We start from the raw sequence: 11,015 nt of genomic DNA, 5'->3' as shown, positions 1-11,015 counted from the left end.
GGCCCACTGGTCCCGGCGCAGAAGTCCGGCCATCCCTCGAAAGGCCGAATTTGGCTCGCCGTCGACGGCGAGCCAAATTCGGCCTTTCGAGGGATGGCCGGACTTCTGCGCCGGGACCAGTGGGCCGCATGGGGCGGAACGGTCGAAAGCCTTCGACCAGTCCCAGGGGCGCGCCGCCTTCTTCGCTTGGTCCTGCAGGTCGCGCCGGGTGAGGTCGATGCCGACGGCATAGCCCCAGACATGGGCAAGCGCCTCGTCGCGCGGAATGCGGAAGCCCGCATTGCCGATCGCCGCGACCAGTTCGATCTCGTGATGCAGGTTCGCGGTCAGCGGCGGGTAGGGGATGGTGGCGCCGCTGTCGACCACCGCGTCGGCCGGCTTGGTGAAGAAGAAGGGCGGATCGCGCTCGTCATTGCCGAGTTCGCGGGCATGCGCGGCGTAATTGCGGCCGACGCAGAAGATGCGGCGCACCGCGAAGCGTTCGTGCGAGCCGGCGACAGCAACCGACGGTGTTGCGGGCAAGGGGAGGACGAATTCCGTCATGCGCTTCTTTCAATCTATATTTCTGGCCGGCACATTCGGCCGAATTGGGCCACCGGGCAAGGGATGCGCAATTGCAAGGCACTGGTCCTGCCGGCGGGCGCCCGCTGGACATCAGCGGAACAAGGCCGCGCCGAGTTTCAAAAATCGTCGCGGCCAAAAGAAACAGCGCTGTGGGCCATCCGGCGGCATGTCGTTTACTTTCGCGGGTATGGCGCCGCCTGGGCACTGCAATCGACGGCAAGAATGGCGATGTATTGTTTGCCAATAATCTGGCCATGGTTGCCGGATTATCCTATTCTGAGCGCAAGTGAAGCGACCACATCATGACCGCAGTCAACGATCGCGCCCGGTTTCTGATCATCGACGACCATCCGCTGTTCCGCGAGGCGCTGCACAGCGCCGTGCAGATGGCCTATCCGGACGTCGATACGGTCGAGGCGCGCTCGATCGCCGAGGCGCTCGACCTGCTGGCCGGCCCGAAGCCGTTCGACCTCGCGCTGCTCGACCTCAGCATGCCCGACGTTCACGGGTTCGACGGGCTGCTGCAGCTCAGGACCCGCCATCCGCGCCTGCCGGTGGTGATCGTCTCGGGCTATGAGGAGCCGCGCATCATTTCCGAGGCGCTGTCCTACGGCGCGGCCGGCTTCATCCCGAAATCGGCGCGTAAGAGCGATCTCGCCGCCGCCATCCGCTCGGTGATGGATGGCGCGATCTATGTGCCGGAGACCTATGAGATCCAGGCGCCCGACGCCGACAGCGTCGACCGCGCCGACATGGTGCAGCGCCTGGCGCGGCTGACGCCGCAGCAACTGAGGGTCCTCCAGATGCTGCGCCAGGGTATGCTCAACAAGCAGATCGCCTATGAGCTGCAGGTCGGCGAGACCACGGTGAAGGCGCATGTCTCCGAAATCCTGCGCAAGCTCAACGTCTACAGCCGTACGCAAGCGGTGATCGAGGTGTCGAAGCTCGACAATGCGGAGCTGTTTCGGGATCAGGCGGGGTTTTGAGGTTTGCAATCACCCTGCAGGTGATAACGCCGAGCGAGCACGAAAAAGTGCATTGTCACCGTAATTCATTTCCGACAGACCCACAGGCCCCTAAAACGATATCGACGAAACGACTGCTCTCACTTCATCCAGTTCTTCATTCATAATCTCGCTTTCTTCGCCAAGGCCGACATAGGTCACGAAAGCAAAATCGTTCCCATTCGACAAGTACCAAGCAGACAACGTTTCATCTGCTTTCCGATACAATACGCCAACACTCATTGTGCTTGCGAATTTCTCCTCCGAAATATGATTGGTGTCTATGAGGTTGTTGTGGCAAAATTCGATCATGAACGATCTAAGAACATCGAAACCCGCGTTTGGTTTTTCCCCGCTCCGATATTTGGCGATAGAGAATTGAAGAGCGCCGACACCCGATGCCTTGGCTAAGGTAGGGGGCCACGCTCCAGGAACGTCGTCGGTTATGTCTTCCCATCCGGCAGCCAGGTCGAATGTGATGCCATGGAATTGTACTATCATTGCGATTTCTGGATCACTCCTGAGCTACTTGCTTAAGCTCGCGGCCATCGACAAAAAGTTGGACAATTCCTCCATCCGGGGGCCACAGGGACAGATATTTTCCGCTTTCCTCGATTTCGATGCGATTGGCAGAAGCGGATTCGGCGAAGAATCGGAATTCCACTTCTACTGTGGGATCGATCAGGTACTGGCGCGCCCAAGGCTCTACGACGATCCGGATCGCCCTATCTGTGTTGTTTCTGTAGACGATGGTTTGGTTGAGAGGCATCTGCAAGGACAGCCCTAAGCCAACAAATGCGCCAGCAGCGCCCGAAGCTGCGCCGGCTTCAGCGGCTTGCGCATCAGCTCGATGCCGGCGGAGCGGGCGGCCTTGGCGACAGGTTCCGAGCCGTCGGCGGTGACGATCAGCGCCGGCACCGGGCGGCCGAGATAGTCGCGGACCGGCGATGGTCGCGGTGCCGAGGTCGCCGCCGTCGAGATGCTGGTCGGCAATGACGATGTCGGGCACCCAGTCGGTGTCGCCGAGGAGATCGAGCGCATCGTCGGTCGAGGTCGCGGCGCGCACCTGGCACTGCCAGCGTTCGAGCAGGAAGGTCATCGCCTGCAGTACGTCGGCATCGTTCTCGACCAGCAAAACCTTGGTGCCGAACAGGCCGTAGCCGCGCGGCCGCTCCAGATCCGCCGTGCTGACGATCGCGTCGGCCGCGGCCCCCATGCCGACCGGAACGTCGATGTGGAAGATGGTGCCACGGCCGAGCTTCGACGAGAACGTCACGGGATGGCCGAGCGCCGCCGCCATGCGGCGTACGATGGCGAGGCCCAGTCCCAGCCCGCCGCCGGAAAGCCCGGTGTCGGTGAGCGCCGTGCTACCACGATGGAACTCCTCGAACACCGCCTCGCGCTGGTCGTCGGCGATGCCGCAGCCGGTGTCGGCGACGTCTATGCGGATGATATCGCCGCGATGCCTGGTGCCGACCAGCACGCCGCCGGAGCGGGTATAGCGCAGCGCATTGGACAGGATGTTCTGCAGGATGCGGCGCAACAGCGTGCGGTCGGAGCGCACCAGGACATGGACCGGCCGGAATTTCAGCGACAAGCCCTTCTTCTCCGCCTCCGGCAGGAAGTCCGAACGCAGCGAGGAAAACAGCGCCTCCAGGCTGACATCGCCGATCTCGGGCTGCACCACGCCGGCGTCGAGCTTGGAGATATCGAGCAGCGTGCGCAGTAGGTCCTCCATGGTCTCCAGCGAGCGCTCGACCTGGCGCACAAGCTTCTTGCCTTCCTCGCTGGTCTGCACTTCGGCCAGCGCCGAGACGGAGAGATGGGCGGCGTTCAGCGGCTGCAGCACGTCGTGGCTGGCGGCGGCCAGGAACCTGGTCTTGGAAAGGTTCGCCAGCTCGGCGGTTTCCTTGGCGGCGATGAGGTCGATGTTGGTCTGCTCGAGCCGGCGCAGGGTTGAGTGCAGCTCCTCGGTGCGGTTGCGCACCCGGTTCTCCAGCGAGATCGCGGTCTGGAACAGCGAGAAGGCATTGCCCTGCTGGTCCATCGAGCGCTCGACGCGGCTGACGAGGGCGGCGTTGATCTTCTTCAGCTTTTCGAGGTCGTTGATATCCCGGAGCGGCATGGGGCGGCCCGCGCGCTATTCGGCGGCCAGGCGATCGCCGAAGGCGATGCCGGTGAAGGTCTGGTTGAGGTGCATCGAGCGGTACTGTTCGCCGTAGGTGCCAAAACCGATGACGTTGTTGACGCGGTAGAGTTCGGAAATATCCCTGAACACCTGGCGGTTGCGCGCGTCGAGCCGCCGCAGCACGCAGTCGAAGCCGAGGATCATGTCGATGCCGCCCAGCCGCTCCCGGACGTCGCTGAGCGCGGCGCGCGTCGCCTCCACCATGTTCTTCGGCTGGGCGATGGAGAGCACGACGCCGTCGTCGATGGCGCAGAAGAAGGAGAGCGAGCCGTCGGCATGCATCCTCTGGATCGAGCGGCAGTAATATTCGCCGCCCACCTTCACCACCACCGGATGCGAGGCGAAGCTCAGCGGCGTCAGCGTATGCGGCAGGATCCCCACCGAGGCGGCATATTCCTCGGCGGCGTTGACGGCGTTGAATTCGCGCACGATGCGGTGATCGGGGTCGGAAGCGGTCACCACCAGCTTCTCGTCGGTGGGGATGAAATTGTCGGTCTTGAAGACGTGGAAGGGGATTTCGGTGGCGATCAGCATGATGATGGCGCTGTCGGAGGTGACCTTGCCGTTCGAGATCAGCGTGGTGGTCTCGAATTTGAGATCGTCGCCCGCCGAGCCGCCGATCAGCGGAATGCCGTCGAGCCCCCAATGGATGGCCGACGTCACTGCCTCCTCGGCATAGGACAGCCCGTCGATGAAGCAGAGCGCGAAGGTATCCTTGGCCCGTTCGTGCCCGACGCGGCCGCAGCGAGCGCCTGAGCGCCGCCACCTCGCCGGTGATCCTGTCCATGCCCGAGGAAGAGAGATTGTCGACCATGATGCTGGCCGTCGCGAACGAGGCGGAAGGCAGGAGCAGGGCAAGGATGTGGCCTTCCTCGAGGCCTTGCGGCGTGATTTCGCCTGCGGTCGAGCAGCCGGCATAGGCAAGCGCCGGCGCATGCTCCGTCAGCGCTTCCGACAGCACCCCCGCATCGACCAGGCTTTGGGAGAAGAACAGCAGCGCGAAGCCGGCGTCGATCGCCGCGGATTCCGCCGCGACCGCACGGGCAAAGGCGCCGGCGTCGGGCTCATCCGTGGTGAGCGCCGAGAGGCCGCATGCATAGCGCGTGCGCGAACTGGCCAGCTGCCTTCTCCTGCGTTTTCCTCCGACGTGTTTTTGTGCGCGTCGGGCGCGCGGCGTCGAAGGCATTGTTGTCTTCAAGGGGAGGCTTTGGCAATGGGCCGCCCCCCTCCGGCGTGACCGAAAGTACAATATGCGCCGTTTCGGGCGAACTGCATTCTCGCGCCGTGGAGGGGCTCGGTGTACTTTTTCCCGCATTTCTGTGCGGCATCAAGCAAACAGCCGGCGCGCCGGGAGGAAACGGCGCCAGGACACCAAGGCAAAAAATACCCAGGGAGGTTTCATGTCGGACATATCGTTGACGGTGAACGGCAAACGGGTCAGCGGCGCCGTCGAGGACCGCACGCTTCTGGTTCATTTCCTGCGGGAGGTTCTCGGCCTCACCGGGACGCATGTCGGCTGCGACACATCGCAATGCGGCGCCTGCATAGTGCATCTCGATGGCAGGGCGGTGAAGTCCTGCTCGATGCTGGCGGCGCAGGCCGCGGGGTCGAGCGTGGTGACGATCGAGGGGCTCGCCAACGGCGCCGACCTGCACCCGGTGCAGGCCGCGTTCAAGGAGCATCACGGTCTGCAATGCGGCTTCTGCACGCCGGGCATGATCATGACGGCGACCGACATGATCGCGCGCCATCCGGAAGGCCTCGACGAGGCCACGGTGCGCGCCGAGCTCGAAGGCAATATCTGCCGCTGCACCGGCTACCACAACATCGTGAAGGCGATCCTCGCCGCCTCGAAGGCGATGTCGAAGGGCGCCAAGGGCAAGGCGAAACAAGCTGCTTGATAGGGGAGTAAGGGAGTAGGGCAGTAAGGGAGTAGGTGAGTACGCCGTACCGAACCCGCTGCCGATTTCCCTACTGCCTTACTCCCTTACTGACCTACTCCCCTAAATTCCGGAGGAATTGCTAATGGGCATTGAAGGTGTTGGCGCCCGGGTGGCGCGCAAGGAAGACAAGCGGTTCATCACCGGCGCCGGCCGCTATGTCGACGACATGGTGGTTCCCGGCATGAAGCATGCCGCGTTCGTGCGCAGCCCGCACGCGCATGCGCAGATAAAGAAGATCGACGTCAAGAAGGCGCAAGCCATGCCGGGCGTCATCGGCGTCCTGACCGGCAAGGAGCTCAAGGCCGACGGCATCGGCAACCTCATCTGCGGCTGGATGATCCATTCCAAGGACGGCACGCCGATGAAGATGGGCGCATGGTCGCCGCTGGCCGTCGACAAGGTCCGCTATGTCGGCGATGCGGTCGTCATCGTGGTGGCCGAAACCAAGGGCCAGGCGCGAGACGCGGCCGAAGCTGTCGAGATCAGCTACAAGGAACTGAAGGCGGTGGTCGACGCGACCAAGGCGCTGGAGAAAGGCGCGTCGCAGATCCATACCGAAGCCGAGAACAACCTGATCTTCGACTGGGAGATCGGCGACGCCAAGGCGGTCGACGCGGCGATCAAGGGCGCGGCGCACGTCACCCGCATGAAGATCGTCAACAACCGGCTGGTGCCCAACGCGATGGAGCCCAGGGCAGCGCTTGGCCACTACGACAAGGCCGAGGATCACTACACCTGCTGGACGACATCGCAGAACCCGCATGTCGCGCGGCTGGTGATGAGCGCCTTCTACAACATCGCGCCGGAGAACAAATTGCGCGTCATCGCCCCCGATGTCGGCGGCGGCTTCGGCTCGAAGATCTACATCTACCCGGAAGAGATCGTCTGCCTGTGGGCCTCGAAGAAGACCGGCGTGCCGGTGAAATGGGTCGCCGACCGCACCGAGAGCTTCCTTTCGGATGCGCATGGCCGCGACCATGTCTCGACGGTGGAGATGGCCTTCGACAGGAACAACCGCATCACCGGCCTCAAGGTCGACACGATCGCCAATCTTGGCGCCTACATGTCGCTGTTCTCGTCCTGCGTGCCGACCTATCTCTATGCCACGCTGTTGTCGGGCCAGTACGACATCCCGGCGATCCACGCCAACGTTCGCACCGTCTACACCAACACGGCGCCCGTCGATGCCTATCGCGGGGCAGGGCGGCCGGAAGCGACCTATCTGCTGGAGCGCACGATGGAGACCGCCGCGCGCGAGCTCGGCGTGTCGCCGGCGGAGCTTCGACGCGCGAACTTCATCACATCCTTCCCGCACCAGACACCGGTGATCATGAACTATGACGCCGGCGACTATGGAGCCTCGCTCGACGCGGCGATGAAGGCATCGGACTATGTGGGCTTTGCCAAGCGTAAGGCCGCAGCCGCCAAGCAAGGCAAGCTGCGCGGCATCGGCATGAGCTGCTATATCGAGGCCTGCGGCATCGCGCCGTCGGCGGCGGTCGGCTCGCTCGGCGCCGGCGTCGGCCTGTGGGAATCAGCCGAGGTGCGCGTCAACGCCGTCGGCACGATTGAGGTGCTGACCGGCTCGCACAGCCATGGCCAGGGCCATGAGACGACCTTCGCGCAACTGGTCAACCAGCGCTTCGGGGTGCCGATCGACAGCGTGTCGATCGTCCATGGCGACACCGACAAGGTGCAGATGGGCATGGGCACCTACGGCTCGCGCTCGGGCGCAGTCGGCATGTCGGCGATCTCCAAGGCGCTCGACAAGGTCGAGGCCAAGGCGAAGAAGATCGCCGCGCATCTGCTCGAGGCCGACGAGAGCGACATCGTCATCGAAAACGGCGCGTTGAAGGTCGCCGGTACCGACAAGAACGTGCCGTGGTTCCAGATGGCGCTCGCCGCCTACACCGCCCACAATCTGCCGGCAGGCATGGAACCGGGCCTCAAGGAGACGGCGTTCTACGATCCGGCCAATTTCACCTTCCCGGCCGGCTGCTACATTTGCGAGGTCGAGATCGATCCGGAGACCGGGTCGACCGAGATCGTCCAGTTCGTGGCCGCCGACGATTTCGGCAACATCATCAACCCGATGATCGTCGAGGGCCAGGTGCATGGCGGCATCGCCCAGGGCGTCGGCCAGGCGCTGCTGGAAGGCGCCTACTACGACGCCAGCGGTCAATTGCTGACGGCGAGTTATATGGATTATACGATGCCCCGCGCGGACGACCTGCCGTCGTTCAAGGTCTCGACCTCGAACACGCCCTGCCCGAGCAATCCGCTGGGCATCAAGGGCTGCGGCGAGGCCGGTGCCATCGGCTCACCGCCGGCAGTGATCAATGCCATCACCGACGCCATCGGCATCGCCGACATCGCCATGCCGGCATCGCCCTCCACGGTGTGGACCGCGATCCGTTCGAAGACCAAGCACTGAGGGAGGGAGCAAGCATGTATTCGGTCAACTATCACCGCGCCGCCTCGGTTGCCGAGGCCGCCAAGCTGCTGAAGAACGGCGATGCCAAGCTCCTGTCGGGCGGCATGACGCTGATCCCCGCCATGAAGACGCGGCTCGCCGCGCCCTCCGACCTCGTCGACGTGTCGCGGCTGAAGGACCTTCAGGGCGTCAAGGTGTCGGGCAAGACGGTGACCATCGGCGCCGCCACCACGCACCATGATGTCGCCAATGACGAGAAGCTGAGGAAGGCCTGCCCGGCGCTCGCCCATTTGGCCTCGCTGATCGGCGACCCGGCCGTGCGCCACAGAGGCACCATCGGCGGTTCGATCGCCAACAACGATCCGGCGGCCGACTATCCGGCGGCACTGCTGGCGCTGGGGGCCACGATCGTGACCAACAAACGCGAGATCGCCGCCGACAAGTTCTTCAAGGGCCTGTTCGAGACGGCGCTGAAGGATGGCGAGATCATCACGGCGGTGAGCTTCACCGCGCCGGCCAAGGCGGCCTACGAAAAGTTCCGCAACCCGGCCTCGCGCTATGCGATCGTCGGCGTGTTCGTGGCCAAGGGCAAGGACGGGGTCCGTGCCGCCGTTACCGGCGCCGGCGACGATGGCGTGTTCCGCTCGAAGGAGATTGAGGCGGCGCTGGCGAAGAACTTCGCGGCTGCGGCTCTCGATGGCGTGAAGGTGCCGGCGAAGAACCTGATGAGCGACATCCACGCTTCGGCGGAGTACCGGGCCAATCTAATCGCGGTCATGGCCAAGCGCGCTGTTGCCGCCGCCGGCTGACACTTGCCATCACGTGAATAGAGAAGGGGCCGTTATGGCCCCCTTTTCGCCGCCGTCGCTGGGCCTGGATCAGGCTGCCTGGCGATTTTTCCGTCCGGACAGATAGCGGCGCAGGCCGGCTTCGCCACGCGGCGTCGTCCAGCGGTGGTTCCAGGCAAAGGCCTGCCTCAGCAGTGGCGCCAGAAACTTCAAGATCGGCCTCAGCACCGTGCCCTGCCAGATCAGGTTGACCCGGGTGCCATTCCCCGAGGGCGACAGCTCCGCCCGCCACAGACCGTCGAAATCGCCAAAGGTCTTGACCACCACAAGCCGGCCGGGTTCGAGCTCGGCCGCCTCGATGATGAAGTTCAGTTCGTAGGGCAGGGCGCCGCGGGCGCGGGCCCTGGCCCGCGAGCCGACCACGCCCTTGCCCTTCTTGTCGAGCGGCACGACCTCCTTGTAGACGTCGCCCCACCAGAGCGGAAGCAACTCGGCGTCGGACAGCACATCCCACACTTCCTGCGGCGTCGCTTCTGGAATGTCCCAGCGCTCGTCGAAGCGGAAGACGTTGCTTGGCATCACGGTTCGCCCCCAGTGGCGGAGACGATCACTTTAGCGACGGCTTGTTTCATGCGCCAGTGCCGCTCGCCGGCGCTCAGGCGAGTTGTCGGAGGTAGTAGCGCACGGCCTTCTTGCCGCCATGGATGACCGCGTCGCCGACCTCGGCGAATCCCAGCGCCGCATGAAAGGCGTCCGAAGCCGGATTGGGCGGATCGGCATTCACCTCGCAGGTGACGATCGCTTGGCCGGAGCGCGCGACATACTCGAACAGATCCTCGTAGAGCCGGCGGGCATGGCCAAGGCCGCGCGCCGCTGCGGCGACGACGACCCGGTCGACATAGACGAAGCGCGGGTAGCGTTCGCGGAACCAGAGGAAGTTCGGGCTGTCGTAGTCGGCGTCCTGGTCGAAGGTCATGATGAAGGCCTCGAGCGCGCCAATGCGGCGCGCATAAAACGCCTCTCCGAGCAGGAAGGAGAGCCGCTCGGCTTCAAGCCAGGACAGTTCCGCCGCATGCTCGTTGTTGAGCGCGAGGATGGCGGGCTCATCTTCGGGCGAAACGCGGTCGATCGGCGAGCGTCCTTCGGTCATCGCATCTTCCCCGGGGTCAGGCCCTGACGGCCGCGATGGTCGCCGCCACCAATGCCCCGTCGGTCACCGTGGTTCGGTATTCGCGGTCGAGATCGCTGCCGCCCATGCCGACGCGCGGGTTGCGGTAGCGCATGGCGCTCGGCACATCGGCAAGTGCCGCGAAATGCATTTCCTTCAGCCCGGTCCTGGCGAGCACCTCGGCGATATTGTCGGGATCGAGCCCGCCGCAGCCGAGGATGATGATGCGCTCGCCAGCCTGGCGGACGAGCGCGGCCAGAAGCTCGGCGCCCTCCAGTGCCGAGTCGCGCTGGCCGCTGGTCAGCACGCGGCCGACCTTGCAGCGGACCAGTGCCTCGAGTGCCTCGGCCGGGTCGCGCGTCATGTCGAAGGCGCGGTGGCAGGTGACGTTGAGCGCGCCAGCCGCACGCGCCAGTTCACCCATGCGGGTCTCGTCGATGGTGCCGTCGGCGTTCAGGCAGCCGACGACGACGCCGGCGACGCAGAGGTCGGCAAGCGCGCTGACATCGGCGAGCATCGAACGGTATTCGGCCTCGCTATAGAGGAAATCGCCGCCGCGCGGCCTGACGATGACGTGGAACGGAATGGTGGCAAGCTCGAGCGCCGCGCGCACAGTGCCGAGGCTCGGCGTGATGCCGCCTTCGACCAGGCTGGCGCAGAGTTCGACCCGGTCGGCGCCGGCGGCCTGCGCGGCAAGCAGCCCGTCAATGCCTTCGACACAGAGCTCGATCAGGGTTGGCTGAGAATTCTTGGTCAAGATGCGGTCCGTCCGTATTTTCGGCGACAGCCCTAGCATCGGGTCCGCTGCCGTGAAAGCGGCAATGATCGGTCCAGCAGGCGGCGGGCGGCCTGCATTCGACAAGGTATGCTTGACAATTCAATAACTGAGGAGTTATGAGTTAATTCATAGCCGACGGGTTATTTAT

At 64.3% G+C, this 11,015-nt stretch carries 11 protein-coding genes and 2 pseudogenes; 5 read left to right on the top strand and 8 right to left on the bottom strand.

Annotation, left to right across the window (positions count from 1 at the left end; translation table 11 throughout):
- On the bottom strand, positions 1–543 hold a 543-nt coding region (locus EN742_RS10990), incomplete at its 3' end, for a fumarylacetoacetate hydrolase family protein (RefSeq protein ID WP_148670075.1).
- Between the two features lie 71 nt (positions 544–614).
- Between EN742_RS10990 and EN742_RS10985 the strand changes: the two genes are divergently transcribed.
- Together EN742_RS10985 and EN742_RS10980 are read left to right on the top strand one after the other, a co-directional pair.
- Positions 615–854 (top strand): hypothetical protein, encoded by a 240-nt coding sequence (locus EN742_RS10985; protein WP_126054168.1) that lies wholly within the window; start codon positions 615–617, stop codon positions 852–854.
- 12 nt (positions 855–866) lie between these two features.
- Positions 867–1,550: a response regulator transcription factor gene (locus tag EN742_RS10980; RefSeq protein WP_126054169.1), complete on the top strand. Its 684-nt coding sequence runs from the start codon at positions 867–869 to the stop codon at positions 1,548–1,550.
- A 90-nt stretch (positions 1,551–1,640) separates the two neighbouring features.
- Here the strand turns inward: EN742_RS10980 and EN742_RS10975 are convergent, their stop codons facing one another.
- From EN742_RS10975 to EN742_RS10960, 4 genes and pseudogenes are all read right to left on the bottom strand, one after another.
- Positions 1,641–2,069: a hypothetical protein gene (locus tag EN742_RS10975; RefSeq protein WP_126054170.1), complete on the bottom strand. Its 429-nt coding sequence runs from the start codon at positions 2,067–2,069 to the stop codon at positions 1,641–1,643.
- Between the two features lie 13 nt (positions 2,070–2,082).
- Positions 2,083–2,343 carry a hypothetical protein gene (locus EN742_RS10970; protein WP_126054171.1) on the bottom strand — a complete coding sequence of 87 codons (261 nt, stop codon included), beginning with the start codon at positions 2,341–2,343 and terminating at the stop codon, positions 2,083–2,085.
- Positions 2,344–2,351: 8 nt separating this feature from the next.
- Positions 2,352–3,693 (bottom strand): annotated as a pseudogene (locus EN742_RS10965) (hybrid sensor histidine kinase/response regulator).
- A 15-nt stretch (positions 3,694–3,708) separates the two neighbouring features.
- Positions 3,709–4,942, bottom strand: a pseudogene (locus EN742_RS10960) (FIST signal transduction protein).
- Positions 4,943–5,156: 214 nt separating this feature from the next.
- On the opposite strand from EN742_RS10960, the gene EN742_RS10955 reads away from it, so the two are divergent.
- The 3 genes from EN742_RS10955 to EN742_RS10945 all read left to right on the top strand — a co-directional run bounded on the left by EN742_RS10955 (position 5,157) and on the right by EN742_RS10945 (position 8,942).
- On the top strand, positions 5,157–5,657 hold the full coding sequence (locus tag EN742_RS10955; protein ID WP_126054174.1) for a (2Fe-2S)-binding protein: 501 nt from the start codon (positions 5,157–5,159) through the stop codon (positions 5,655–5,657).
- Between the two features lie 124 nt (positions 5,658–5,781).
- Positions 5,782–8,133, top strand: coding sequence for a xanthine dehydrogenase family protein molybdopterin-binding subunit (locus tag EN742_RS10950; RefSeq protein ID WP_126054175.1), 2,352 nt, complete (start codon positions 5,782–5,784; stop codon positions 8,131–8,133).
- Positions 8,134–8,147: 14 nt separating this feature from the next.
- A complete protein-coding gene (locus tag EN742_RS10945; RefSeq protein ID WP_126054176.1) occupies positions 8,148–8,942 on the top strand; it encodes a xanthine dehydrogenase family protein subunit M in 795 nt (264 codons plus the stop codon).
- A 69-nt stretch (positions 8,943–9,011) separates the two neighbouring features.
- On the opposite strand, the gene EN742_RS10940 is transcribed toward EN742_RS10945, so the two are convergent.
- The 3 genes from EN742_RS10940 to EN742_RS10930 all read right to left on the bottom strand — a co-directional run bounded on the left by EN742_RS10940 (position 9,012) and on the right by EN742_RS10930 (position 10,846).
- The gene (locus EN742_RS10940) at positions 9,012–9,500 is read right to left on the bottom strand and encodes an SRPBCC family protein (protein WP_128332801.1); all 489 of its coding nucleotides are present in this window, start codon (positions 9,498–9,500) and stop codon (positions 9,012–9,014) included.
- Positions 9,501–9,576: 76 nt separating this feature from the next.
- Entirely contained in the window at positions 9,577–10,071 is a 495-nt protein-coding gene (locus EN742_RS10935) for a GNAT family N-acetyltransferase (protein WP_126054178.1), read from the bottom strand.
- A 16-nt stretch (positions 10,072–10,087) separates the two neighbouring features.
- On the bottom strand, positions 10,088–10,846 hold the full coding sequence (locus EN742_RS10930) for a copper homeostasis protein CutC (protein WP_245455451.1): 759 nt from the start codon (positions 10,844–10,846) through the stop codon (positions 10,088–10,090).
- Positions 10,847–11,015: the final 169 nt, after the last annotated feature.

Origin of the sequence: Mesorhizobium sp. M4A.F.Ca.ET.020.02.1.1, from assembly GCF_004022645.1 — a bacterium.
Taxonomy (GTDB): Bacteria; Pseudomonadota; Alphaproteobacteria; order Rhizobiales; family Rhizobiaceae; genus Mesorhizobium.
The sequence above is the reverse complement of the archived record's forward strand: the minus strand, read 5'-3'. Positions and strand labels throughout refer to the sequence as shown.

Excerpts from the sequence above, each read along its gene's own strand:
- EN742_RS10980 (WP_126054169.1), top strand. The coding sequence starts at position 867 with ATGACCGCAGTCAACGATCGCGCCCGGTTTCTGATCATCGACGACCAT.
- EN742_RS10975 (WP_126054170.1), bottom strand. The coding sequence starts at position 2,069 with ATGATAGTACAATTCCATGGCATCACATTCGACCTGGCTGCCGGATGG.
- EN742_RS10955 (WP_126054174.1), top strand. The coding sequence starts at position 5,157 with ATGTCGGACATATCGTTGACGGTGAACGGCAAACGGGTCAGCGGCGCC.
- EN742_RS10950 (WP_126054175.1), top strand. The coding sequence starts at position 5,782 with ATGGGCATTGAAGGTGTTGGCGCCCGGGTGGCGCGCAAGGAAGACAAG.
- EN742_RS10945 (WP_126054176.1), top strand. The coding sequence starts at position 8,148 with ATGTATTCGGTCAACTATCACCGCGCCGCCTCGGTTGCCGAGGCCGCC.
- EN742_RS10940 (WP_128332801.1), bottom strand. The coding sequence starts at position 9,500 with ATGCCAAGCAACGTCTTCCGCTTCGACGAGCGCTGGGACATTCCAGAA.
- EN742_RS10935 (WP_126054178.1), bottom strand. The coding sequence starts at position 10,071 with ATGACCGAAGGACGCTCGCCGATCGACCGCGTTTCGCCCGAAGATGAG.